This window comes from Serratia sp. TSA_130.1 (assembly GCF_052691795.1).
This window is the reverse complement of sequence record NZ_JBQZFS010000004.1, coordinates 224,766-247,634: the sequence shown is the minus strand read 5'-3', so window position 1 is coordinate 247,634 and position 22,869 is coordinate 224,766. Positions and strand designations below refer to the sequence as shown.

Annotated in this window: 24 protein-coding genes; 7 read left to right on the top strand and 17 right to left on the bottom strand. The window is 60.9% G+C overall.

The annotated features are described in order from the left end of the window. The first annotated feature begins 44 nt into the window (after positions 1-44). Positions 45-905 carry a pyridoxal kinase PdxY gene (gene pdxY / locus ACUTQY_RS16785; RefSeq protein WP_033642932.1) on the top strand — a complete coding sequence of 287 codons (861 nt, stop codon included), beginning with the start codon at positions 45-47 and terminating at the stop codon, positions 903-905. 39 nt (positions 906-944) lie between these two features. Here the strand turns inward: pdxY and gstA are convergent, their stop codons facing one another. The 4 genes from gstA to ACUTQY_RS16765 form a co-directional block, all read right to left on the bottom strand. Continuing rightward, positions 945-1,550 carry a glutathione transferase GstA gene (gene gstA / locus ACUTQY_RS16780; protein WP_033642933.1) on the bottom strand — a complete coding sequence of 202 codons (606 nt, stop codon included), beginning with the start codon at positions 1,548-1,550 and terminating at the stop codon, positions 945-947. 92 nt (positions 1,551-1,642) lie between these two features. Beyond that, positions 1,643-2,527, bottom strand: coding sequence for a 4-hydroxy-tetrahydrodipicolinate synthase (gene dapA, locus ACUTQY_RS16775; RefSeq protein WP_042784387.1), 885 nt, complete (start codon positions 2,525-2,527; stop codon positions 1,643-1,645). Positions 2,528-2,888: 361 nt separating this feature from the next. After that, complete coding sequence (locus tag ACUTQY_RS16770; protein ID WP_033642935.1) at positions 2,889-3,152, bottom strand: DUF3811 domain-containing protein; 264 nt, start codon at positions 3,150-3,152, stop codon at positions 2,889-2,891. Between the two features lie 95 nt (positions 3,153-3,247). Further along, positions 3,248-3,943 carry an HD domain-containing protein gene (locus ACUTQY_RS16765; protein WP_080376477.1) on the bottom strand — a complete coding sequence of 232 codons (696 nt, stop codon included), beginning with the start codon at positions 3,941-3,943 and terminating at the stop codon, positions 3,248-3,250. Positions 3,944-4,143: 200 nt separating this feature from the next. On the opposite strand from ACUTQY_RS16765, the gene ACUTQY_RS16760 reads away from it, so the two are divergent. Further along, entirely contained in the window at positions 4,144-4,536 is a 393-nt protein-coding gene (locus tag ACUTQY_RS16760; protein ID WP_046686970.1) for a nuclear transport factor 2 family protein, read from the top strand. Here ACUTQY_RS16760 and ACUTQY_RS16755 read toward each other — a convergent pair. After that, complete coding sequence (locus ACUTQY_RS16755; protein WP_033642938.1) at positions 4,533-4,802, bottom strand: hypothetical protein; 270 nt, start codon at positions 4,800-4,802, stop codon at positions 4,533-4,535. The two genes, ACUTQY_RS16760 and ACUTQY_RS16755, sit on opposite strands and share 4 nt — an antisense overlap. Before the next feature lie 276 nt (positions 4,803-5,078). Here ACUTQY_RS16755 and ACUTQY_RS16750 point away from each other — a divergent pair, with 276 nt between their 5' ends. Next, complete coding sequence (locus ACUTQY_RS16750; protein WP_046686971.1) at positions 5,079-5,459, top strand: nuclear transport factor 2 family protein; 381 nt, start codon at positions 5,079-5,081, stop codon at positions 5,457-5,459. A gap of 792 nt (positions 5,460-6,251) precedes the next feature. Here the strand turns inward: ACUTQY_RS16750 and ACUTQY_RS16745 are convergent. Next, the gene (locus ACUTQY_RS16745; RefSeq protein WP_033644265.1) at positions 6,252-6,632 is read right to left on the bottom strand and encodes a RidA family protein; all 381 of its coding nucleotides are present in this window, start codon (positions 6,630-6,632) and stop codon (positions 6,252-6,254) included. A gap of 181 nt (positions 6,633-6,813) precedes the next feature. On the opposite strand from ACUTQY_RS16745, the gene ACUTQY_RS16740 reads away from it, so the two are divergent. Next, positions 6,814-7,668 carry an aminoglycoside phosphotransferase family protein gene (locus ACUTQY_RS16740; protein WP_033642940.1) on the top strand — a complete coding sequence of 285 codons (855 nt, stop codon included), beginning with the start codon at positions 6,814-6,816 and terminating at the stop codon, positions 7,666-7,668. Here the strand turns inward: ACUTQY_RS16740 and ACUTQY_RS16735 are convergent. Further along, entirely contained in the window at positions 7,633-8,136 is a 504-nt protein-coding gene (locus ACUTQY_RS16735; protein WP_033652588.1) for a cupin domain-containing protein, read from the bottom strand. The two genes, ACUTQY_RS16740 and ACUTQY_RS16735, sit on opposite strands and share 36 nt — an antisense overlap. 100 nt (positions 8,137-8,236) lie before the next feature. After that, complete coding sequence (locus ACUTQY_RS16730; RefSeq protein ID WP_046686972.1) at positions 8,237-9,424, bottom strand: benzoate/H(+) symporter BenE family transporter; 1,188 nt, start codon at positions 9,422-9,424, stop codon at positions 8,237-8,239. A 115-nt stretch (positions 9,425-9,539) separates the two neighbouring features. Here ACUTQY_RS16730 and ACUTQY_RS16725 point away from each other — a divergent pair, with 115 nt between their 5' ends. Together ACUTQY_RS16725 and ACUTQY_RS16720 are read left to right on the top strand one after the other, a co-directional pair. Next, the gene (locus ACUTQY_RS16725) at positions 9,540-10,103 is read left to right on the top strand and encodes a helix-turn-helix domain-containing protein (RefSeq protein ID WP_033642943.1); all 564 of its coding nucleotides are present in this window, start codon (positions 9,540-9,542) and stop codon (positions 10,101-10,103) included. 194 nt (positions 10,104-10,297) lie between these two features. After that, positions 10,298-12,391, top strand: a complete 2,094-nt coding sequence (locus ACUTQY_RS16720; RefSeq protein WP_046686974.1) for a prolyl oligopeptidase family serine peptidase — start codon at positions 10,298-10,300, stop codon at positions 12,389-12,391. A gap of 75 nt (positions 12,392-12,466) precedes the next feature. Here the strand turns inward: ACUTQY_RS16720 and dtpA are convergent, their stop codons facing one another. The 5 genes from dtpA to rsxD form a co-directional block, all read right to left on the bottom strand. Further along, positions 12,467-13,981 carry a dipeptide/tripeptide permease DtpA gene (gene dtpA, locus ACUTQY_RS16715; protein WP_033642946.1) on the bottom strand — a complete coding sequence of 505 codons (1,515 nt, stop codon included), beginning with the start codon at positions 13,979-13,981 and terminating at the stop codon, positions 12,467-12,469. Positions 13,982-14,585: 604 nt separating this feature from the next. After that, positions 14,586-15,227: an endonuclease III gene (gene nth, locus ACUTQY_RS16710; protein ID WP_046686975.1), complete on the bottom strand. Its 642-nt coding sequence runs from the start codon at positions 15,225-15,227 to the stop codon at positions 14,586-14,588. Next, positions 15,227-15,925, bottom strand: a complete 699-nt coding sequence (locus ACUTQY_RS16705) for an electron transport complex subunit E (RefSeq protein ID WP_033642947.1) — start codon at positions 15,923-15,925, stop codon at positions 15,227-15,229. The genes nth and ACUTQY_RS16705 overlap by 1 nt, the downstream gene beginning before the upstream one ends. Beyond that, complete coding sequence (gene rsxG / locus ACUTQY_RS16700) at positions 15,922-16,551, bottom strand: electron transport complex subunit RsxG (RefSeq protein ID WP_033652583.1); 630 nt, start codon at positions 16,549-16,551, stop codon at positions 15,922-15,924. The genes ACUTQY_RS16705 and rsxG overlap by 4 nt, the downstream gene beginning before the upstream one ends. A gap of 9 nt (positions 16,552-16,560) precedes the next feature. Then, positions 16,561-17,646 (bottom strand): electron transport complex subunit RsxD, encoded by a 1,086-nt coding sequence (gene rsxD / locus ACUTQY_RS16695; protein ID WP_033652582.1) that lies wholly within the window; start codon positions 17,644-17,646, stop codon positions 16,561-16,563. Between the two features lie 365 nt (positions 17,647-18,011). Here rsxD and ACUTQY_RS16690 point away from each other — a divergent pair, with 365 nt between their 5' ends. Beyond that, the gene (locus ACUTQY_RS16690) at positions 18,012-18,905 is read left to right on the top strand and encodes a helix-turn-helix domain-containing protein (RefSeq protein WP_046686976.1); all 894 of its coding nucleotides are present in this window, start codon (positions 18,012-18,014) and stop codon (positions 18,903-18,905) included. 33 nt (positions 18,906-18,938) lie between these two features. Here ACUTQY_RS16690 and rsxC read toward each other — a convergent pair whose 3' ends face one another. The 4 genes from rsxC to ACUTQY_RS16670 all read right to left on the bottom strand — a co-directional run bounded on the left by rsxC (position 18,939) and on the right by ACUTQY_RS16670 (position 22,859). Beyond that, complete coding sequence (gene rsxC / locus ACUTQY_RS16685; protein WP_046686977.1) at positions 18,939-21,137, bottom strand: electron transport complex subunit RsxC; 2,199 nt, start codon at positions 21,135-21,137, stop codon at positions 18,939-18,941. Then, the gene (gene rsxB / locus ACUTQY_RS16680) at positions 21,130-21,702 is read right to left on the bottom strand and encodes an electron transport complex subunit RsxB (protein WP_004938428.1); all 573 of its coding nucleotides are present in this window, start codon (positions 21,700-21,702) and stop codon (positions 21,130-21,132) included. Before rsxB ends, rsxC begins: the two co-directional genes overlap by 8 nt. Then, positions 21,702-22,283 carry an electron transport complex subunit RsxA gene (gene rsxA / locus ACUTQY_RS16675; RefSeq protein ID WP_004938443.1) on the bottom strand — a complete coding sequence of 194 codons (582 nt, stop codon included), beginning with the start codon at positions 22,281-22,283 and terminating at the stop codon, positions 21,702-21,704. Before rsxA ends, rsxB begins: the two co-directional genes overlap by 1 nt. A gap of 135 nt (positions 22,284-22,418) precedes the next feature. Continuing rightward, positions 22,419-22,859 carry a DUF2569 domain-containing protein gene (locus ACUTQY_RS16670; protein WP_004938446.1) on the bottom strand — a complete coding sequence of 147 codons (441 nt, stop codon included), beginning with the start codon at positions 22,857-22,859 and terminating at the stop codon, positions 22,419-22,421. Positions 22,860-22,869 lie beyond the last annotated feature (10 nt).

Sequence of the window (22,869 nt, the reverse complement as noted above, 5' to 3'; positions counted from 1 at the left end):
GGCAGCCGCCAGGCTGGCTGCCGCATTCCCAACGAGTTCTGTCGATGAAAAACATTCTTTCTATCCAGTCGCACGTGGTGTTTGGTCACGCCGGCAACAGTGCGGCGGAGTTTCCGATGCGCCGCATGGGCGTCAACGTCTGGCCGCTGAACACGGTGCAGTTCTCCAACCATACGCAATACGGTCAGTGGACCGGCTGCGTCATGCCGGCCAGCCACCTGAGCGAGATCGCGCAGGGCATCGCCAATATCGATCAGCTGAAACGCTGTGATGCGGTGCTGAGCGGTTATATCGGTTCGCCGGAGCAGGGTGACCATATTCTGGCGATCGTGCGTCAGGTTAAGCAGGCGAATCCGAACGCCTGGTATTTCTGCGATCCGGTGATGGGACATCCTGAAAAGGGCTGCATCGTGGCGCCGGGGGTGGCCGAGTTTCACTGCCGTCAGGCTTTGCCGTGCAGCGACATGGTGGCGCCGAACCTGCTGGAGCTGGAAATGCTGAGCCAGATGGCCGTCGCCAACGTGGACGATGCGGTGCAGGCCGCTCGATCGCTGATCGCCAAGGGGCCGCGATTGGTGCTGGTCAAGCACCTGGCCCGTGCCGGCTATCACACCGACTGTTTCGAAATGCTGCTGGTGACGGCGGACGAAGCCTGGCACATCAGCCGGCCGCTGGTGGACTTCGGGGCGCGTCAGCCGGTCGGCGTCGGCGATTTGACCAGTGGTCTGCTGCTGGTGGATCTGCTGAAGGGCGAGGCGCTGGATAAAGCGCTGGAGCACGTGACCGCCGCCGTGTATGAGGTGATGCTGACCACGCAGGCGATGGGCGAGTATGAATTGCAGGTGGTGGCGGCGCAGGATCGGATCGTGCAGCCGCGCAGCGAGTTCAGAGCGGTAAAACTGTAAGCGGCATCGGGCCCCGGCGAGAGCCGCCGGGGCTGAACCTTACTTCAATCCTTCGGCGTTCAGCGCCGCATCTACCGCCGGGCGCGCCGCAACGCGATCGAACCAGGCCGCCAGATGGGCATGCTTGCGCACATCGAACTGCAGGGCGAATGCCCAGCGCAGCACGGTGAACAGGTAGGCGTCGGCCACGCTGAAACGGCTTCCCAACAGGAAGTGCTGCTTCGCCAGTACCGAATCCAGATAGCTGAACTGCTGCTCCAGCCTGGCGCGCGCGATGGCTTTATATTCCTCGGGCGTCTTCGGGTTGAACAGCGGGCTGAACCCTTTGTGCAGCTCGGTGGCGATGTAGTTCAGCCATTCGATCGCGTGGTAGCGCGACAGGGTGCCCGCCGCCGGGATCAGGTTACGGTCCGGCACGCGGTCCGCCAGGTATTGCACGATCGCCACGCCTTCGGTCAGCAGGCTGCCGTCATCCAGCAGCAGCGCCGGTACCTGTCCCTTGGGGTTGATGGCGAGGTAATCGGCGCCGCTCTCGGTTTTCTTCTGCGCCAGATCGACCTTCTCCGCCGTAAAATCCAGCCCTGCCTCACGCAGCACGATATGCGGGGACAGCGAACAGGCGCCGGCTTTATAGAACAGTTTCATCGGAAGCTCCTTGTTGATGACGAATGACGGGCATGCTTAACCTCTCATCGTAGTCCCATAGCGCCAAAATTACAGCGGCTTAGCTAACAAATTTAACCGACGATCGCCTCGGCGGGCTGCAGCTGCGCCAGCGTCGCGGCGATCTGCTGCTGCAGCGCCTGCGGCGCCACCTGCATCGGCGAGCGCAGTTCGTTGGCGATCAGCCCCTGTTGGGCCAGCACGGTCTTGACCGGCGCCGGATTCGGGAAGCTGAACATCTGGTGGATCATCGGCAAAAGCTCATAGAAGTTGCTGCGCGCCGCGGCCAGATCACCGGCGGCGACTTGCTGCACCAGCTGGACGAAACGTTCAGGGTGAACATGCGCGGCGGCGGAGATGGCGCCGGTGCCGCCGAGGCACAGCGTGGTGAGGATCAGATTGTCTTCCCCGGTCATCACATCGATTTCGCCGTCGGCGATCAGCGCCATGGTGGCGTCAGGGTTGCCGCCGCAATCCTTGATGGCGGTGATGCGCGGGTGACGTGCGAGCCGACGCAGCGTGGCCAGCTCCATGGCGATGCCGGTGCGCTGCGGAATGTTGTACAGGATCACCGGCACGGTGGAGGCGTCGGCCAACTGGGTGAAATAGTCTATCAGGCCGCATTGCGAAGGGCGGATGTAGTAAGGCGCCGGGATCAGCACGCCGGCGATGTCGCGCAGTTGAATGGCTTGCTGCATCTGCAGCGTGGCGGCCATGTTATTGCCGGAAAGGCCCATCACCACCTGATGGGCGGGCGCCACCTCCAGAACGGCGTCGAGCACCGCCAGCTGTTCTTCCTTGCTCAGCGCGGCGGCTTCACCGGTAGAGCCGCAGACCACCAGGCCGTCGATGCCGGCGTCGAGCAGGTGCCGCGCCAGGCGTTTAACCGCCGGCAGATCGACGGCATCTTGATTGAAAGGGGTAACCATCGCCACCCAAATACCCGAAAATGAGGCCATAAAATATTCCTTCTGTGTGACCGACAGAGAAGCCAGATGAGAAAATTGAAGGCGGGGCGTTGCAGGCCATCCAGTCAGCTCATCTGACGGGACAGCTCGCCCCGGTCAAATGAGCGTCTGTTTCTTTGATGTAACCGCCGCCAAACCGCCAACGGGCAACGCCGGGAGAATCGGTGTATTAACGTTGCGCGGATAGGCCATGGCAGTCTCGTGAAAAGAGGATGTGGGGTGATAATGAATATTCTTCATCAGGCTGTCAATTTACAACAGATTGATAACATTGTTATTCATGATGGGTGAGGGCAGATGAGTTTGGCTAATAAACGACAATCCCCGCGGCGGCGGGGATTGTTTGGCTGATTCAGCGCGGCGGGCGGGTACCGATGGTGGCGGACCAACTGAAGGTGTCGCCGCTTGGCCGGTAGCGGTTGGCTTTGCGTTCCGCGCGCTCTGCCTTGGCGAGCTTCGCTCTGGCGGCCATGATGCGCGCCACCACTTCATCTTTGACCTTGTGCTGTTCGGCGTTGGTCAGCGGCCGGCCGTGGCTTTTACGCGCTTTGTCCAGCTCGGTTTTGACTTCTCGTTGCTCGCTTTCCGTCATCTCTTTCAACGTCAACTTTTTCATCTTTGCCGCCCGTTCGGTGAAGTTGGTTTTCAGTTTAACGGCGTTATGTGACCGAAAATGTTATGGGCATAACGAAAATGCCCCGTAAGCCCAGGTTACACCTCTTCCAGCAGATCGTCGACAAAGCGCCGCATGCGTTCGGTGCGCTGCTCGGCCATCTGTCGCCCGGCGGCGGTCTGGAAGCCGTCTTGCAACTTGAAGAGCTTGGTTTCGAAGTGATCCAGGCTGAAACGCTTGTCATCGTATTGACGATGTTCGGCCCGCGGATCCGCAGCGTCATACAGCGCGCTGCGCATGCGGCCGCCGATATAGAAGCAGCGGGCTACGCCAATCAGGCCAATGGCGTCGAGACGATCGGCGTCCTGCAGGATCTTCGCTTCCAGCGTTTGCGGAGGGATGCCGGCGGAAAAACTGTGTGCTTCGATAGCGTGGGCCACCGCCGCGATGTCCGCCGGCGACCATTCAAGCCGGGTCAGCGTCAGCGTGGCTTGCTGCGCCGCCATGCGCGAAGCCAGGTGACGCTGCGGCGAATTCTTTTCCACCGCCACGGCGTCATGCAGCAGCACCGCCGCGCAGAGAATGCGCCGGTCGCCGCCTTCCAGCTTGCTGATGCGGCGGCAGTTCTTCCAGACTCGGTGTAGGTGCGCCACATCGTGCGAACCATCGTCCGATTCGAGGGTGAGCGGCAGCAGCGTTTGCGCCAGCGTCTGGTAGGGGGAAAACGGTTGTAACAGCTCTTGCGTCAGCGAGGGTAAAGACACGTTCAGCTCCTGTTGGGGGAAATCGGGCAATCAGCATAGTCGCGTCGGAGGTCGAGGGAATGACAGAAGACGACTATTGTTTACTAAAGTGCAACCTACTATTGTCACAACTGCGGTTTTTGCAGCGAAACAAGCAACCTAGAATAGCCGCATTCCGCCGTCTCCGCCTGGTGAGAGCCTGTGTCCGCGGAGATGGTCGGAATATCCTTATCAGCCATGGGAGAAGAGACATGCCAACCCCTCTTGAGATAGTGCGCGCGACTTACGAAGGCAGTTCCGAAGAAAACGGCCGTAATCTGCTGGCGGCGCTGGCCCCCGATGCCGAGTGGACCGAAGCCGCCGGTTTCCCTTACGCCGGTACCTATATCGGCCCGGAGAATATCATCAAGAACGTGCATCAGCGTTTGGGCAGCGAATGGCAAGGTTACCGCGCCGATGTCGATCACTTTTACGACGCCGGCGACAACGTGATTGCTCAGGGTTTTTATCACGGCACTTACCGGACCACCGGCAAAGCCTTCAGCGCCTCCTTTGCGCATATTTATACGGTGCGCGCCGGCAAGATCGTGAAGTTCGTGCAGATTGTCGACAGCGCTAAAGTGCTGGAAGCGATGCAGCCTTAATCGCCGCTGTGCTTGCCGAATTTGCGGTCAAACTCGCGCCGGTAACCCCGAGCCTTGTTGCGATCGCGGATCCACAAATAGCCGCACACCAGCGCAACCGCTCCCGAGAAGGTGACGTTGCGCATATCCCGGTCATACCAAAACACCAACAGCGCATCCAGCGCAGCAATCAGCGCGATCCATTTGTACATATGGGATTGGCGCCGCGTGGCGGCGTTGAGTCGTTTTAACTGTCTGGCTTCGTCCAACACCGGTTTTTGCTGCATAGCGTTTCGTTATCATCAGGCTGTTCACGCTAAATTAGCAGAATCCTCCCAACTGCCGCAAAGATTAACGCACGCCGTCAGGCGGTTTTCAGCGTACCCCGGAGTACGCGGAAAATTTATGCGCGGACGCTGGTATTGTTTATCGGGTGTGATAGGTTATTTATTCGATATTTTCGTGTTTTTATTCAATTAGCGCTGTATCATCAAGCCGTAGCACTGGGCGGTTAACGTGATGGGTTCGACGCATGCGGCGGTTAACTTCGGCAGGAGAACATGATGAACGATAAGACGGCACGCCCGGAGGATGTGGTTCAACAACAGCTTGACGCCTATAACGCCCGCGATATCGAGGCCTTTATGGCCTGTTGGGCGGATGACGCGCAGTATTACGAACACCCCGACACGCTGCTGGCCAGCGGCAAGGCGGCGATCCGCGAACGGCATCTGGTGCGCTTTCGCGAGCCGAGCCTGTACGGCGAACGAATAAAACGCATGGCGGTGGGGAATATGGTGGTCGATCAGGAGGTGGTGACGCGCAACTTCCCGCAGGGGCGCGGCAAAATGGATGTCATCGCCATTTACGAAGTGGAACAGGGGCGGATCGCCAAAGCCTGGTTCAAGATCGGCCCCTGCGTGCCGGACGAAGGTGCGCTCTAGCCGCAATGCCGCTCACTTAAGCCTGAGTGGCATTTTTCTTATCCAGCCTCTGGGCGTTCTGTGCAGGGGAATTGCCGTCAATGTTCCGCATTTCTTTGTGGCCAACATGAACGGCAATTGTAGGGGCCGATGGCGCGGCTCCTACACCCGCGCCCTTGCTTAACACCGTCTGTCCGCTTTGCGGATGCCCTCGCCGCGTCTGCATTGTCGGGCGGGTCGGCTGCGACAAACGTCCCTGTTAGTCTCGCCTCAACCGGCCTTCCCTGGCCGGTTGCCCCTGACAATGCCGTCTTGCTCGGCAGCCGGTGATGCGCGCTAAAGGTCAACACCCGAGCTGGCAGCTACCGGGCAACCTGTCCCTTATGAGGTTATGACAGAGAAGAGAAATCGGAGATGAGCACGGTATTGGACGCCCTTGAAGACGCCGAACGCAGGCATAGCGCATTAGGAGAAACCGCCATGGACGGCGGTTTCAGGTGAGACAGGCAGGGACGCCTGTCGCAACCGGCCTCAATGTGCTATGGCGGAGAGAGGACAAATCTGCCTGGAGCAGATTTGAACGCTGCTTGCAGCGGCCCCGAAGGGGCGAGGCCCAGGGATGGGCTGAGTAACGTTGGCAAAGCCAACCGTCTGATAGGGCAAAGGCGCGGGTTGCCAGGGGCCGCGCCTTCGGCCCCTGGCTCGGTCGAGGTGCGTGAGCCACATGGGGCATCTCACTTTTATCGACCGAAAATGTCACGAACGCCTGCAGAAAAACGCTTAACTGAATCAGCATTGTGCTCTAGCCGCGCCTTATTGCAACGCCATCACCGCCTCTATCTCTACGCACACTGCGGGTGAGAACAACGCGCTGACCGCCATCAAAGAACAGGCCGGCAGCGCGCCGTCGAAATAGTCAAATAGCACCGGGCGCACGCTCGCCAGATCGGCGATGTCGGTCAGGAACACGCTGATTTTAATCAATGCCTTGAGATTGACGCCTTCGCTGGCGGCGATGGTCGCCAACTGCTCAAGGATCTCCTGCGTTTGCTGCGGCGCGCTCAAGCCCTGCGCGTCGGTGGCGAAGGCCGTCAAGCCAGATACGTACAGGCGATCGCCGTGGCGCACGGCGTGCACATAAGGGCCACCCGGCGTAGGCAATTGCGGATAATTAATGCGTTTTAATGATGTCATGGTCAAACCCCGCGCAAGACCGGTTAATAAAATCGACAAACTTGGTTAGGATACTGGAGAAAACGCGGCAAAGCGCCGCACGCCGATGATATCTGAGAGAATCATCCCCCTTTATGTTATACGCCGTCTCTCACGCGAATGTGACAGTGCGGCGCAGATCGGCAACAAGGACGCAGAGACGATGAACCCGCTTTTTACGCCTTACCTGCAGCGCTGGCGGCTGGAGCAGGACGGCAAAGCCTTCGAAACCCACAGCAGTCTATTGATGCCGGTGCGTTACCGGGGCGCGGCGGCCATGCTGAAGATCGCCCGCGAGCAGGAGGAGCGCTTCGGCGGGCAGCTGATGTGCTGGTGGCGTGGAGAAGGCGCCGCGCAGGTGCTGGCGTGGCACGACGACGGCATTTTGCTGGAGCGCGCGCAGGGCGAAGGGTCGTTGGCGCAGCTGGTGCGTGACGGCGACGATGAACAAGCCACGCAGATCCTGTGCCGGGCGATCGCCGCCTTGCATGCGCCGCGGGCGGCGCCGTTGCCTGAGCTTATCCCGTTGCAGGAGTGGTTCAGCTCGCTGTGGCCGGCGGCCCAGGCGCACGGCGGCATGCTGCGTCTCAGCGCCACGGCGGCGGCGGAGCTGTTGAGCAGCCCGCGAGAAGAAAGCGTGTTGCACGGGGATATCCACCATGACAATGTGCTGGACTTTGGCGCACGCGGTTGGCTGGCGATCGATCCCAAGCGTTTGTACGGTGAACGAGGCTTCGATTACGCCAACATCTTCTGCAATCCTAACTACGGCGTCGCCACCGATCCGGCCATTTTCCATCGCCGCGTGGAACAGGTGTGCCGGTTGGCCGGGCTGGATCGCCGGCGTTTGCTGCAATGGATCCTGGCCTGGTCGGGGCTTTCCGCCGCCTGGTTCATGGAAGATGGGCAGGCGGCGGACATCGATTTTCGCGTCGCTGAACTGGCGGCGCGCGCGCTGGATCTCACGTTGCCGGACGGCGATTCAGGGTTCATCCTGCCAGTAATCGAGCGAGGCTGAAGGACGCTGCAGATAACGCACCTGCTCGCCGTCATTGCCGCGCGCCATCGCCTGGTATTTACCTGAGTCCGGATACATCACCACTTCCGGCTGTTCGCGCGTGCTGACGGACAGATACTTCAGCGGCGCATCGGAGGTGTTGATGATCTGGTGCGGGTATTCCGGGCCAGGCGGAATGAAAATGACATCCCCACTGACGATCGGCAGCATTTCTCCGGCTACCCGCAGCGTTCCGCTGCCTTCCAGAATGATGAACATTTCCTCCTGAGCGTAGTGAAAATGATAGGGGCAGGAACGCATGCCCGGCGCCACACAATCGAAGGAGGCGCCCAGCTTGTCGGCGGCGGTGCCGGTGCCGAGACGAGCGCCGACGCTGTCATACAGCGGCGGCCGCCGGTCATGCTTCATCTCTACCTGTTCGACATTGCGTATCAAGCGCTGGGCTAACAACGCGGCTTTTTCGGTCATAAGCTTCCTTGGTGACGGCGTCACTTATTATGTGAATTGACATTCAGACGACAGAGAAAGTGAAGGCGCCACGGCGCCGCTTGTCAATGTAGACCGCCCGTTACGTCACGGTGTTTCGCCGCGGCAGCGACAGCAGCAGATGCGCGATGGTGCCGCCGACAATGCCCCAGAATGCCGAACCGATGCCGAGCAACGTGACGCCGGAGGCGGTGATGAGGAAGGCGATCAGCGCCGCGTCGCGCTGTTTTTCATCATGCAGCGCGCGTTGCAGGCTGCCGCCGATGGTGCCGAGCAGCGCCAGCCCGGCGATGGTGTGGATCAAGGCGACCGGCAACGCGCTGAACAGCAGGCCGATGGCGCCGCCGAACAACCCGGCCAACAAATAGAAGCCGCCGGCGGCCACCGCGCCCATATAGCGCCGCTGTGGATCGGGATGCACGTCCGGCCCCATGCAAATGGCGGCGGTAATGGCGGCGATGCACACCGAGAAACCGCCGAATGGCGCCAGCAGCAGCGCGGTCAGCGCCGTCCAGGCGATCAGCGGTGAGGTGGGAACACGGTAGCCCGCCGCCTGCAGCGTAGCGATCCCGGGGGCATTCTGTGAAGCCATGGTGACCACGAAGAAGGGCACGCCGATGCCGAGCAGCGTCGGCCAGCTGAAATGCGGCGCGATAAATTCCGGCACGGCGACCGCCGGCGCCTGTTGCGCCAGATGGATATCGCCCTGTAGCGCGGCGATCGCCAGCCCAATCGCCAGCGTCAGTACGATGGCGTAGCGCGGCAGGTAACGGCGGCTGAGCAGATAGGCCAGCCCCATACCGGCGCTGAGGAGGAAATTGAGCTGCAGTGAAGCGAAGGCGTCCAGCCCGAAACGCAGCAGGATCCCCGCCAACATCGCGGCAGAAATCGCCTGCGGAATATAATCCATCAGGCGGGCGAACAGCCCGGTGACGCCGCAGAGCAGGATCAGGCCCGACGCGAAGATGAACACCCCGATCGCCTCATTGATCGGCGTGCCGGGCAGGCTGGTGACCAGCAGCGCCGCTCCTGGCGTCGACCACGCGGTGAGGATCGGGGTGCGATAGTACAGCGAAAGCCCCAGCGAGGTGACGCCCATCGCGATCCCAAGCGTGCTCAGCCAGCCGCCGATCTGCGCCGGCGTGGCGCCTGCGGCGGCGGCGGCCTGGAAAATGATGGCGGCAGAGCTGGTGTAGCCGACCAGAACGGCGACAAAGCCGGCCATGACGGCGGGCAGGGTCAGATGGCGCAAGGAGAGGGCTGGGCGCATGAGGAGCTCCAATCGGTGAGTGTGCGTTATAACGCACGGTAAGAAATCAGCATAGCACCGTGCGCTATAGCGCACAAGCGGGTATAATCGAGCGCGATATGCAGAGGAGAACAGGATGCAGGAACTTGCCGGCCATTTGGCGCACACCCTTCGCACGCTGCGCGCGCAGCGCGGCTGGAGCCTGACGCAGGCGGCGGAATACACCGGCGTCAGCAAAGCGATGCTTGGGCAGATTGAGCGCGGCGAATCCAGCCCGACGGTGGCGACGCTGTGGAAGATCGCCACCGGTTTCAACGTGGCGTTCTCCGCCTTTCTTGAGGCGTCGCCCGCGCAGCAGCAGGCGACGCTGCACCGCTACGGCGAACTGCCGGTGTACGATCAGGACAACGCCGATATGCGCGTGGTGCCGCTGTTTCCCTACGATCGCCAGCTGGGTTTCGACATGTTCGTCATCGATCTCGCGCCGGGCGCGCTCAGCGAATCGTCGCCGCATGAGCCGGGCGTGATTGAGCATGTGATCGTGATCAGCGGCCGGTTGGAATTGGCGATAGACGGCGAGTGGCACAGCCTGGCAGCCGGCGAGGCGATGCGCTTTCAGGCCGATCGGCCGCATGCCTACCGCAACGCCGGTTCACACACGGTGCGCATTCACGATCTGATCCACTATCCTCAATCCTGACTCAACGCGGCGGCCGCGGGCTTTGACTCCGCGCCGCCAAACGCCTACCTTGTTGAAAATGACTCTTATTTCACAGGCTGTCGCCCATGACGGGGCGGCGTTGCAGCCGACTCAAAAGGAGCTTGATTTTGCCGGTCACCAATCGACGTCAGTTTATTAAACTCAGTGCGCAAACCGCAGGAGCCGTATTCGCGATGACTTCATTACCCAACAGTATCCGCCTGGCGATGGCGGCGGAGGGCGGCGCGGCCGCCGGCGATGAATTCCTGTGGCTGGAAGAGCTGCAGGGTAAAAAAGCGCTGCAATGGGTGCAGCAGGAAAATCAGCGCACCGTGGCACGTTTCGGCCAGGGCGAAGACTTTCAGCGCATTGAGCGCGAAGTCCTGGATATCCTCAATAAAGACACCCAGATCCCGTGGGTGAGCAAACGCGGCGAGTACTATTACAACTTCTGGCAGGATCAGGCCAACCCGCGTGGCCTGCTGCGACGCGCCACGCTGGACGAGTACCGCAAGGCCAAACCGGCCTGGGAGACGGTGCTGGATATCGATGCGCTGGGCAAGGCGGAGGGCAAAGATTGGGTCTATCAGGGCTCGCAGCCGCTGGCGCCGGAATACCGCTATTGCCTGATGCAGCTGTCGCCGGACGGCGGTGACGCCACCGAAATCCGCGAATTCGATCTGGTGGCCAAACGCTTCGTCAAAGACGGCTTTAACGTACCGGTGGCGAAAAGCCGGGTTTCCTGGGTCGATCGGGACACGCTGTTCATCGCCACCGATTTCGGCCCCGGCTCGATGACCCAGTCCGGCTACGCGCGCATCGCCAAACGCTGGCGGCGCGGCACGCCGCTGAGCGCCGCCGAAACGCTGTACGAAGCGCAGCCCGAGGACATGGCGGTCTTCGCCTATCACGACCGCACGCCGGGCTTTGAGCGCGATTTCGTCGGCCGCAGCCTGGACTTCTACCGCCGCGACTATTTCTTGCTGACTCAGGACGGCCGGCAGAAAAAAATCGACATCCCCGCCGACGCCGAGCTGGATACGCATCGAGAATGGCTGCTGATAAAGCCGAGCAGCGATTGGGACGTGGGCGGCAAGCGCTATCCGTCCGGCTCGCTGTTGGCGGCCAATTTCGACGACTATCTGGCGGGCAAGCGCGAGCTGCAGCCGCTGTTTACCCCGACGGCGGAGCAGGCGCTGAGCGGCTACAGCGGCACTCGCGATCACCTGATCCTCAGCATCATGGATAACGTGGTCAACCGACTGGAAGTGCTGACGCCGCAGGGCGGCAGCTGGCAACGTCGCCCGCTGGGCAACCCCGGCGCCATCAGCACCCTTTCCGCCGGCGGCATCGACGACGAGAGCAACGCCTATTTCCTGACGGTCAGCGGGTTCCTGCAGCCGACCTCGCTGTATATGGGCAACCTCGACGGCGGGGAAGCGACGCTGCTGAAACAGGCGCCGCAGGACTTTGACGCCGCCGGCTATCAGGTCAGCCAGCATTACGCGCGCTCCAAGGACGGCACCCGCGTGCCGTATTTCCAGATCGCCGCCAAAGATCTCAAGCTGGACGGCAGCACGCCGACGCTGCTGTACGGCTACGGCGGGTTTGAAGTGCCGCTGCTGCCGGGCTATCTGGGCGGCAAGGCGCCGGCCTGGCTGGAGCGCGGCGGGGTATACGTGGTGGCCAACATTCGGGGCGGCGGTGAATATGGTCCGGCCTGGCATCAGGCGGCGCTCAAGCAGAATCGTCATCGCGCCTATGAGGATTTCGCCGCCGTGGCCGAAGACCTGTTCGCTCGCAAGGTGACTTCCGCGCCGCATCTCGGCGCGCGCGGCGGCAGCAACGGCGGCCTGCTGGTAGGCAATATGCTGACGCTGTATCCGCAGCTGTTCGGCTGCATCGTCTGCGAAGTGCCGCTGTTGGACATGCAGCGCTATACCCAACTCTCCGCCGGCGCGTCGTGGATCGCGGAATATGGCGATCCGAGCAAGCCGGAGCAGTGGGCCTATATCAAAACCTTCTCGCCGTACCACAATATTCAGGCGAAAACGGCCTATCCGCCGGTGCTGTTCTATACCGCCACCAGCGACGATCGGGTCAACCCGGCCCACGCGCGCAAAATGGCGGCGCGCATGCAGGCGATGGGGTATCAGCAGGCTTACTTCTACGAAAATACCGAGGGTGGGCACAGTGCCGCCGCCGACAAGCAACAGGCGGCGTTCCACAGCGCGCTGGTGAGCGAATTCATGTGGGCTAACCTGAGCGGCAAGCGCAAGCCAGCGTAAACACGTTTCTTGCGGGCATAAAAAAACGCCGGGGGTTAACCCCGGCGTTTCTATTTACGCTCAATCCGCAGGCGATCAGTGAGCCGCCGTGGCTTCCTGCGCTTTCTGATTCAGGTCTTCGCTGGTGTCCAGCGTCATGCGGTACAGTTTCGGCGCGGTCAGCATCATCAGGATGGCGATGACGGCGGTGGCGATGCCGATTTGCATAAACACATGGCTGTAGATGGCCAGCGAAGCGTGCGCGTCGTTGATGTCGCTGGGGACGGCGGTCAGACCGGCGACTTTACCGGCGATCAGTGCCGCGGCGGCGGTGGTCAGGAACCAGGAACCCATGATGAAGCCCATCAGACGCTGCGGCACCAGTTGCGCCACCATCGCCAGACCCAGACCGGAAATCATCAGCTCGCCGATGCTCTGCAGCGCGTAGCTCAGGATCAGCCAGTTGACCGACACGATGCCCTGTTCGTTGGCGAAGCTGGCGCCCCATGGCAGCACCAGGAAGGCGCAGGAACACAGGATCATGCCGAAAGCGAACTTGTGCGGCATCGGCAGGCGATCGCCCATCTTGTTATACAACGCGGCCAGAATCGGGCTGGCGAGCATGATCCAGAACGGGTTCAGCGCCTGGTACTGCTCCGGCTCGAAGGCGACGCCGAAGATGCTGTGCTCCACGTTGTGGATGGCGAAGAAGTTCAGCGACGTCGGCATCTGGCTGTACAGCACGAAGAACACCACCGCTTCCAGCATCAGCAGGAAGGCGACGATCATTTTACGGCGTGCGGCGCCATGCAGGGCGAAGGCTTCCTTGGCGAACACGATCACGATCCCGGCGGAGATGAAGGCCAGCGCCCAGCGCGCGATCACCTGGTTGTGCAGCAGCCAGCTGGACACGGCGACCAGCGCCACGATGCCGACCAGCACCATCAGCAGTTTCGGCAGATGTAGCGGCTTGAAGTCAGGCCTGGAGCCGTTTTTCTTCACCCACTTGTGGCACATCATAAAGTTGACCAGGGTGATCAGCATGCCGACCACGCTCAGGGAGAACGCCACGCTCCAGCCGTACTTCGCCGCCAGCCACGGGGTAGCCAGCATGGAGAAGAAGGAACCGATGTTCACCGACATGTAGTACATGGTGAAGGCGCCGTCGATACGTGGGTCGTCTTTCTCATAGCAGGTGGAGAGCAGGGAGGACGGGTTAGCCTTGAACAGGCCGCTGCCCACGGCGATGGTCGCCATGCCCAGGTAGACCCAGAAGATGTCGTGGCCGGAGTAGGCCACCATGGCGTAACCGGCGGCCAGCACCAGCGCGCCGAGCACGATCACGCGTTTGGCGCCCAGCACCTTGTCGCCCAGCCAGCCACCAATGGCGACGAAGCCGTATACCAGGGCGCTGAAAGAAGAGAACAGGGTGATGGAGTCGGCTTCGCTCAGACCGAGCATCTTGACCAGATAAACCGCCATGATGCCTTGCAGGCCGTAATAGCCGAAGCGCTCCCACAGTTCGATCGAGAAGATCAGATAGAATGCTTTCGGTTGTTTGAACGCGTTAAGGCTCACGCTCTCCTGGTGTTGGTTGTTTGCTGTTGACACGGGTACCTCTGTTTTTTCGCAGCCCGTCTTTAGGGGACGGGAAAGTACAAAAGTTGATGCGGAACGGCATCCTTTTGCGTTGTTATAGGATGGGGACGGCGGTTAATGTTCACTATCTTTGTCAACGTGGCAAGCAGTTTGTCATATTCTGTTACATTTAACGCCGGCAGGATTATGCCGCGATGTTGCAAATGTTATGCAGTATTAACTTTCGGCTTTTAGTGGTTTATCGATTTTTTGTTTTGATTAAAAGCTATACGAATTTTAAACAGGGATATATTCTGCTGAATTGCTATTTTTTAGCGCATCAGTGTACGTGAGGTTATTAATCCGTTGGAATGTTGTGTATATGGCGCGATTTGTAAAATTATAGAAATTTAGGAAAACGGGGCTGGCATTTGTGAACGCCTTGTGATCCTGAAAGCGTGACGTTCACCGCAATTTTCGACTAATTTTTTGCTTGAAAATAACGCAGCGATGGGTTTCTTACTGAAAACCGTGATAACGCCGGGGTTACTGCTGCGCGATATCACATTTTTGATAAAAAAGCGGCGTTGGCGAGGGAAGAGGACGCGGCGGGTGCGGTTTGCCGCACCCAACTGACTCAGGATTCCGGATAAACCTTTTCTTTATATTCGCACAGGTCTTCGATGATGCAGGAGCCGCAGCGCGGTTTGCGCGCGATGCAGGTGTAGCGTCCGTGCAGGATCAACCAGTGATGGCAATCGACCTTGAATTCGGCGGGCACCACCTTCAACAGTTTCTCCTCCACCTGATCGACGTTCTTGCCCGGCGCAAAGTGGGTGCGGTTGCACACCCGGAAGATATGGGTGTCCACGGCGATGGTCGCCCAGCCGAAGGCGGTGTTGAGCACCACGTTGGCGGTTTTGCGGCCAACGCCCGGCAGCGCCTCCAGCGCGGCGCGATCTTCCGGCACTTCGCCGCCGTGCAGGTCCAGCAGCATGCGGCAGGTCTTGATCACGTTTTCGGCCTTGCTGTTGAACAGACCGATGGTCTTGATGTACTCCTTGACGCCATCAACCCCCAGCGCCAGCATGGCGGCGGGGGTGTTGGCGACCGGATAGAGTTTGGCGGTCGCCTTGTTAACGCTCACGTCGGTGGCCTGCGCAGACAGCAATACCGCGATCAGCAGCTCAAACGGCGTGGTGTACACCAGCTCGGTGGTCGGATGCGGATTGTTGTCGCGCAGCCGGGTCAGAATTTCCAGTCGCTTCTGCTTGTTCATCAGGCCTTCTCAGCACGTCCTTGTTCCAGCAGCGGTTCAGCCGCCACGGCGCGGGCTTTGCGCGCCTTCATTCTTTCGTCGATCAGATACTTGACCGCCAACAGCAGGCCCAGGCCGATAAAGGCGCCTGGCGGCAGCATGGCCAGCAGGAACGGGCTGTCGAAGTGCACCACTTCGATGCGCAGCGATTTGGCCCAGCCGCCCAGCAGTTGATCGGCGCCGTCGAACAGCGTGCCGTTGCCCAGCAGCTCGCGCATTGAACCCAGCGTCACCATGACGCCGGTGGCGCCGAGGCCGATGGCCATGCCGTCCAGCGCCGAGAGGCCGACCGGTTTCTTGGCGGCCACCGCTTCGGCGCGGCCCACGACGATGCAGTTGGTCACGATCAACGGAATAAAAATGCCGAGCGACTGATACAGACCGAAGGCATAGGCGTTGATCAGCATCTGCACGATGCTCACCACCGCGGCGATGATCATGACGTAGATTGGAATACGCACTTCGCTTGGCACCCAGCGACGCACCGCGGAGATGGAGGCGTTGGTGAGCGTCAGCACCAGCGTGGTGGCCAGCCCCAGGCCCAGCGCGTTGGTGACGGTGGAGGTCACCGCCAGCAGCGGGCACATGCCCAGCAGCTGCACCAGGGCGGAGTTGTTCTTCCACAACCCCTGGACGATCAATTCTTTGGCTTCACTCATTCGCTGGCTCCACACGCAGGTAAGCTTTCAAGTTTAGGCGGCAGCGTTTCCATATACAACGCAGTGCGGCGCACCGCATTGACCACCGCACGCGGGGTGATGGTGGCGCCGGTGAATTGGTCGAACATGCCGCCATCTTTCTTCACCGCCCAGCGTTTGTCGTCCGGGCCTTCGATTTTCTTGCCGCTGAAGAAGGAAATCCAGTCGGAAATGCGCAGTTCGATCTTGTCGCCCAGCCCCGGGGTTTCATGGTGTTCAATCACCCGGGTGCCGAGTACCGTGCCGTTGAAATCGGCACCGACCAGCAGCTTGATGGCGCCGGAGTAACCGTCCGGCGCGGTGGTTTCCAGCGCGGCGGCGGTCGGTTGCCCGTTTTTGCGCGCCAGGTATAAACGGTGTGGCGCGCCGTCGCCCAGCGCCGGATCGCTGACCAGGAAGCATTCGTTCTGCATGACGTTGTCGTAATTTTCCGGCGGCACCACCTGATCGAGCAGGGCTTTTTGCTGCAGCGCCGCCTGATGCGCGATGGTGGTTTTCGTCAGGGCGTAGACCACGGCGGTGAGGCCGGTGGTGACCGCCGCAAACACCGCCAGCGTGGTGCCGTGCTTTCTCATGGAATTCAGCATGGCGGCTCCTTAGCGATGGCCGTACACGCGCGGCTGCGTGTAGTGGTCGATTAACGGGACGGTGATGTTGGCGAGCAGCACGGCAAAGGCCACGCCGTCAGGGTAGCCGCCATAAACGCGGATCAGCCAGACCAGCACGCCGATCAGCGCGCCGTAGATTAAACGGCCCTTCGGCGTGGTGGAGGCGCTGACCGGGTCGGTGGCGATAAAGAACGCGCCCAGCATGCTGGCGCCGGAGAACAGGTGGATCAGCGGCGAAGCCTGATGCGCCGGATCGAGCCACCAGGCCAGACCGGAGCAGAAGGCGATAGCGGCCAACATGCTGAAGGGGATCTGCCAGTGGATCAGGCGGCGCGCCAGCATAAACAGGCCGCCGGCCAGAAAGCCGAGGTTGACCCACTGCCAGCCGATGCCCGCCAGCGCGCCGCCGAACAGCGGCTGCTGCAACACCTGTTCAACGCTGTGGCCGCTGCGCAAACCGGTTTTGAAGCCGTCGAGCGGTGTAGCCTGGCTGATGCCGTCAACGCCCATCTGCAATTCGTGCAGCGTCGCGCCCTGAGCGGTATGGCCGCTGAAAATGGCCAGCAGCGTGTCGTGGAACGACAGCGCGGTGGCGCGCAGCTCATCCGGCGGCAACCAGCTGGTCATCTGCACCGGGAAGGAGATCAGCAGCACCACGTAACCGACCATCGCCGGATTGAACGGGTTCTGCCCAAGGCCGCCGTACAGCTGTTTGGCGATGACGATGGCGAAGAAGGTGCCGATGACGATCATCCACCACGGGGCCAGCGGCGGCAGGCTGATGCCGAGCAGCAGCGCGGTCAGCAGGGCGGAGTTGTCCGCCAGCCGGCTGCGCACCGGCAGCTTGCGCAGCCTGAGGATCGCGCCTTCTGCGGCCAGCGCGACGATCGCCGCCAGCGCCACCTGAATCAGCACGCCGTAACCGAAGAACCAAATCTGTGCTGCGATGCCGGGAATGCAGGCCAACATCACCCACAGCATAATGCGGCTGGTGCTTTGCTGGTTGTGGGTGAACGGCGAGCTGGCGATGTGTAAGCCTTTGGCGGCTGTGGGTGATACCGGCCTGAACTTCATAGAGTAACGATACCTTCTGCGCCGCGCCTGCGGCAGTTTCGATGCGCCGAATTGCGGGCGCGGCAAAAATAATAGCCGAGCATTCTACCTGATTCGATGCGAGGGTAATACGCCTTAATGATAGGGGTATTCGGCTTTTCGCACCCGTTGAGATCGGCGTGGCGCGATTTGATTTTTTTTTGGCCGGAAAATGGGCTAACGTGAGGAATTGTCTGTGGAACTTGTGCCGCCATCGCCCCTGAGAAATGGGGTAACCGTATGAATGAAATATCATTTTTGTCCAGATTTCCGCACAAAATAACAACTTTCACATAATACGTGTAGGTTACTATCGCGAACATTATTGAGTCAGTGAATCCATAATAATGACAAATGAAGACATTTTTTTTATTGAAGAGCTAATTGAGTGGGTGGAGATACATCTGGAGAAACGGCCAAACCTGGATGAAGTTGCGCGTATTTCGGGCTATTCCAAGTGGCATCTGCAGCGTAAATTCAAGCGTATTACCGGCATTCAACTCGCCACCTATATCCGTTCGCGCATCCTGACGCGCGCCGCGGTGGCGCTGCGCATCACCCGTCGCTCCATCATCGACATCTCCGATGAGCTGGGCTTCGACTCGCAGCAGACCTTTACTCGCATGTTCAAGCAGCGCTTCGGCACCACGCCCAATCGCTACCGCTCGATGGAGCACTGGGACGTGAAAAACCTGATGCCGCGCTTTAACTTCGAAGCCAGCTACGGCGCGGGATATTATCCGGAAGTGAAGCGGCTGACGCTGCCCGAGATGCAGCTGGTCGGCTTCTCGCGCCGGCTGGATTTCGCCTCCGAACAAGAGCTGGAGTACGCGTCCTGCATGGCGATGAAGGACGAGATTTTCAATGACTTCTTCAAGGGGTTGCACGTCGACTGCCGGCGAATTTACAGCATTTATTGCCCGCAGGCCGGGAAAGGCGACGAGCTGTCGTCCACGCTGGTGATGGCGGTCGATCCTGAACATAAAAAGGACATTCTTTCCAATCATCAGATAGACACCATCCATCTGCCGAGCCGCGAGTTTATCTCCATCAACCATAAGGGCACGGCGAAGGAGTGTCTGCAGTTTTTCGGTTATCTGGTGTCGCATGTGATGCCGGGGCTGAAGGATAAGGTGCGCGGCAGTATGGAAATGGAGATCATTCAAACCAAAGAGTGGAACCCGGAGTCCAAACTGCGTCAGATTGAAGTGGACTACACCTATCTGATCTCTATCGATTAAACGGCGCCCGGCGTAGGCCAGGCGCCGCCGTCATCATTTGTCTTCCGTTTCCGCCGCCAGCGATTCTCTGGCGGCTTTTTTGGCTTTGGCGCGGGCGATAGCCGCCGCGACCGCCGCCTTGCGCGGATCTTCTTCGGCGTCAGCCGGAGCCGGTTCTGTCTCAGCCGGAGCGTCCGCCTGCTGCGCCGCTTTTTTGGCTTTGGCGCGGGCGATAGCCGCCGCGACCGCCGCCTTGCGCGGATCTTCTTCGGCGGTAGCCGGAGCCGGTTCTGTCTCGGCCGGAGCGTCCGCCTGCTGCGCCGCTTTCTTGGCCTTCACGCGAGCCAGGGCGGCGGCGACTGCCGCTTTACGCGGATCTTCTTCGGCGGCAGCCGGAGCCGGTTCTGTCTCGGCAGGAGCGTCCGCCTGCTGCGCCGTTTTCTTGGCCTTCACGCGAGCCAGGGCGGCGGCGACTGCCGCTTTACGCGGATCGTCCTCTGTCGCGGCATGGGCGGTGATGTCTGCGGCCGGTGCCTCTTTGCGCGCCTTCACGCGGGCCAGCGCCGCGGCCACGGCGGCCTTACGCGCGTCGTCGCCTGAGGTTGCCGGCGAGGCTTGTTCCGCTTCGGCCGCCAACTGGGCGCGCCGTTCACGCGCCTGCGCTTTACGCGCTTCGCGGGCGGCGATCATCTCGCTGTTGTCCGGCTGCAGGCCGTCGACCGGCGTAACCGCCGCTTCGGCATTCTTGCTGCGTACGCGCGCCAGTGCGGCCTGTACCGCCCCCTGATCGTCGTCGGTCAGTTTGACGGCGGCCTTTTTGTGCCGCTCTTCGCGCGCCAGTTTCTCGCGCTCCAGACGCGCCAGCTTGGCCTCGTAACGCGCCTTGGCCTCGGCGGTGCGCGCCGCTTCCAAATCGATAGCCTTGATTTCGGCCTTTTCCTGCCGGTAGTACTGCACCAGCGGAATATTGCTGGGGCAGACGAACGCGCAGGCGCCGCATTCGATGCAATCGAACAGGTTGTGGTTGCGCGCCTTGTCGTGCTCCTGCCCGCGGCTGAACCAGTACAGCTGTTGCGGCAACAGCCCGGCAGGGCAAGCGTCCACGCACAGGCCGCAGCGGATGCAGGATTGCTCGGGTTCCTGCGGCGTCATTTCATCCACCGTCGGCGCCAGAATGCAGTTGCTGATCTTGACGATCGGCACGTTCAGCGCGGGCAGGGTAAAGCCCATCAGCGGGCCGCCCATCACCACCATCTGCTGCGCCTGCGGACGGAAACCGACGAAATCAAGCAGGTGCTGCACCGGCGTGCCGATGCGTGCCCACAGGTTGCCAGGGCGCTCGACCGCCTCGCCGGTCAGGGTCACCACGCGCTCAATCAACGGTTCGCCGTCGACGATCGCCCGCTTGATGGCGAAGGCGGTGCCGACGTTTTGCATCAGCACGCCGATAGCGGAGGAGTGCTTGCCGTGCGGCACTTCCTTGCCGGTCAAAATCTTGGTCAGTTGCTTGGCGCCGCCGGACGGGTATTTGGTGGGGATGACGCGCAGGGCAATGCCGGTCTGGCCGCGCAACGCCTGTTTCAGCGCCGCGATCGCCTCTGGCTTGTTGTCTTCAATGCCGATCAGCGTGACCTTGGGCTGCAGAATGTGTTGCAGGATCTGCGTGCCTTCAACGATCTGATCGGCATGTTCCTGCATCAGGCGATCGTCGGCGGTGATGTAAGGCTCGCACTCGGCGGCGTTGAGGATCAGCGTTTCCACGCCGCTCATGCCGCCTTGCAGTTTACTGGCGGTCGGGAAACCGGCGCCGCCCAGACCGGCGATGCCGGCCTGATGAATACGTTGAATCAGCTCCGCGGCGGGCGATTGGCGGTAATCCGCCACCGGCTCGCGCTCGCACCAGCGGTCTTCGCCGTCTGCCTCGATAATCACGCACAGCTCCGACAGCCCGGAAGGGTGAGCGGTGATGTGCGGCGTGATGGCGCTAACGGTGCCCGAGGTCGGGGCGTGCACCGGCACGGTGCGCCCGCGGCCGACGGTCAGCGGCTGGCCTTTCAACACCCGATCGCCGGCGTTGACGCACAGTTCGCCTTCCGGTCCCAGATGCTGCTGCAGCGGAATGATAAAGGTCTTGGGCAGAGGGGCGACACGCAGCGGCGCGCCGCTCGACTGAGTCTTCATTTCCGGTGGATGGATCCCGCCGTCGAAATCCCAGATCCGGTCTTTTTTAAAGGCGGCGAACAGATTAAGCATGTTGCTCCACGTGGATCACTTGCACCGGGATCGTCTTCATGTCCCACTTCCAGTTGGCGGTGGTGGTGGCGACCGGTCTCATTTCAATACAGTCGGTAGGGCAAGGGGCGACGCACAGATCGCAGCCGGTACAGAGGTCGGTAATGACGGTATGCATGGCGCGGGTGGCGCCGACGATGGCGTCAACCGGGCAAGCCTGAATGCACTTGGTGCAGCCGATGCAGTTGGCCTCGTCGATATAGGCCACTTTACGCTCCGGCTCGGCGGCGGCTTCGCTGCCCAGCGGCTGCGGCTCCACGTTGAGCAGCTCCGCCAGTTTCAGCATCACCTGTTCGCCGCCCGGCGCGCATTTATTGATCATCTCGCCGTTGGCCACCGCCTCGGCATAGGGGCGACAGCCGGGGTAGCCGCACTGGCCGCACTGGCTCTGTGGCAGGATCGCGTCGACCTGCTCGGCGACCGGATCCTCTTCCACCTCAAAACGGCGCGCGGCGTAGCCCAGCACCAGTCCGAACAGCAGCCCGAGCGCGCTCAAAGCCGCGATAGCTATCCACAACGCAGTCATTAGAATTTCACCAGCCCGGTAAAGCCCATAAAGGCCAGCGACATCAGCCCGGCGGTGATCAGTGCGATCGAGGAGCCGCGGAACGGCGCCGGCACGTCGGCCACCGCCAGACGTTCGCGAATGGCGGCGAACAGCACCATCACCAGCGAGAAACCGGCGGCGGCGCTGAAACCGTAAACGGCGGACTGCAGGAAGTTATAACCGAGGTTGACGTTAAGCAACGCCACGCCCAGCACCGCGCAGTTGGTGGTGATCAGCGGCAGGAAGATGCCCAGCAGGCGGTAGAGCGCCGGGCTGGTCTTGCGCACCACCATCTCGGTGAACTGCACCACCACGGCGATCACCAAAATGAAGGAGAGCGTGCGCAGGTACACCAGGTCCAGCGGAACCAGAATAAAGGTGTTGATCACCCAGGCGCTGACGGAGGCCAGCGTCATGACGAAGGTGGTGGCCATTCCCATGCCGATGGCGCTTTCCAGCTTCTTGGAAACGCCGAGGAACGGGCACAGGCCAAGAAACTTCACCAGAACGAAGTTGTTCACCAGTACGGTGCCGACAAACAGGAGCAGGTATTCGGTCATTGCGATGCCTAAAAAAATAAAAGCCGCCTATTATCGGGAATCGGCGGCCGGACGACAACATATGAATCGCAGGGGTATTGCCTTTTTTGGTGAAAATTTACACAAATCACCCAATAAAACGTGCTGCAATCGCCTTTAACGTTCGGTAAAGGTCCCTTTGACCCGCTGCGAACGCTTGATGTAAGGCACCAGCAGCGCCGCCATCAGCAGCGGCCAGCCGAGGCTGCGCACCGCCACTTCATCCGGCACCGGCGCGAAGGCGAAGGCTTTCACCGCCAGGATCACCGTGATCAGCAGCCATAACAGGAACAGTTTAGGGAAGCGCTGCGACCGCTGGCAAAACAGAAACACCAGCCACAGGGTGAAGCCCCACATCAAGAGCGTGGTCAACACCGAAAAGTACCATTGCAGGGTAAACGCCTGGGCGTTGGTCAACAGATAGTCGCGCGACTCGGGCATGAAGATCGCCATGGCGTACAGGAGCAGCATCAGGCTGGCGCTGAGCAGGGTGACGATCAGATAGGCCAGCGGGGCCAGCAACCAACCGCCGATACGAGAGTATTCAGCTTGAGACATAAAACGGCTT

Coding starts and splice junctions, on each gene's coding strand:
- rsxB (WP_004938428.1), bottom strand. CDS start 21,702: ATGACTGCGTTGTGGATAGCTATCGCGGCTTTGAGCGCGCTCGGGCTG.
- gstA (WP_033642933.1), bottom strand. CDS start 1,550: ATGAAACTGTTCTATAAAGCCGGCGCCTGTTCGCTGTCCCCGCATATC.
- ACUTQY_RS16670 (WP_004938446.1), bottom strand. CDS start 22,859: ATGTCTCAAGCTGAATACTCTCGTATCGGCGGTTGGTTGCTGGCCCCG.
- nth (WP_046686975.1), bottom strand. CDS start 15,227: ATGAACAAGCAGAAGCGACTGGAAATTCTGACCCGGCTGCGCGACAAC.
- ACUTQY_RS16730 (WP_046686972.1), bottom strand. CDS start 9,424: ATGCGCCCAGCCCTCTCCTTGCGCCATCTGACCCTGCCCGCCGTCATG.
- ACUTQY_RS16690 (WP_046686976.1), top strand. CDS start 18,012: ATGACAAATGAAGACATTTTTTTTATTGAAGAGCTAATTGAGTGGGTG.
- pdxY (WP_033642932.1), top strand. CDS start 45: ATGAAAAACATTCTTTCTATCCAGTCGCACGTGGTGTTTGGTCACGCC.
- ACUTQY_RS16725 (WP_033642943.1), top strand. CDS start 9,540: ATGCAGGAACTTGCCGGCCATTTGGCGCACACCCTTCGCACGCTGCGC.
- ACUTQY_RS16770 (WP_033642935.1), bottom strand. CDS start 3,152: ATGAAAAAGTTGACGTTGAAAGAGATGACGGAAAGCGAGCAACGAGAA.
- rsxG (WP_033652583.1), bottom strand. CDS start 16,551: ATGCTGAATTCCATGAGAAAGCACGGCACCACGCTGGCGGTGTTTGCG.
- ACUTQY_RS16705 (WP_033642947.1), bottom strand. CDS start 15,925: ATGAGTGAAGCCAAAGAATTGATCGTCCAGGGGTTGTGGAAGAACAAC.
- ACUTQY_RS16745 (WP_033644265.1), bottom strand. CDS start 6,632: ATGACATCATTAAAACGCATTAATTATCCGCAATTGCCTACGCCGGGT.
- rsxD (WP_033652582.1), bottom strand. CDS start 17,646: ATGAAGTTCAGGCCGGTATCACCCACAGCCGCCAAAGGCTTACACATC.
- ACUTQY_RS16760 (WP_046686970.1), top strand. CDS start 4,144: ATGCCAACCCCTCTTGAGATAGTGCGCGCGACTTACGAAGGCAGTTCC.
- ACUTQY_RS16750 (WP_046686971.1), top strand. CDS start 5,079: ATGAACGATAAGACGGCACGCCCGGAGGATGTGGTTCAACAACAGCTT.
- ACUTQY_RS16720 (WP_046686974.1), top strand. CDS start 10,298: ATGACTTCATTACCCAACAGTATCCGCCTGGCGATGGCGGCGGAGGGC.
- ACUTQY_RS16735 (WP_033652588.1), bottom strand. CDS start 8,136: ATGACCGAAAAAGCCGCGTTGTTAGCCCAGCGCTTGATACGCAATGTC.
- dapA (WP_042784387.1), bottom strand. CDS start 2,527: ATGGCCTCATTTTCGGGTATTTGGGTGGCGATGGTTACCCCTTTCAAT.
- rsxA (WP_004938443.1), bottom strand. CDS start 22,283: ATGACCGAATACCTGCTCCTGTTTGTCGGCACCGTACTGGTGAACAAC.
- rsxC (WP_046686977.1), bottom strand. CDS start 21,137: ATGCTTAATCTGTTCGCCGCCTTTAAAAAAGACCGGATCTGGGATTTC.
- ACUTQY_RS16740 (WP_033642940.1), top strand. CDS start 6,814: ATGAACCCGCTTTTTACGCCTTACCTGCAGCGCTGGCGGCTGGAGCAG.
- ACUTQY_RS16755 (WP_033642938.1), bottom strand. CDS start 4,802: ATGCAGCAAAAACCGGTGTTGGACGAAGCCAGACAGTTAAAACGACTC.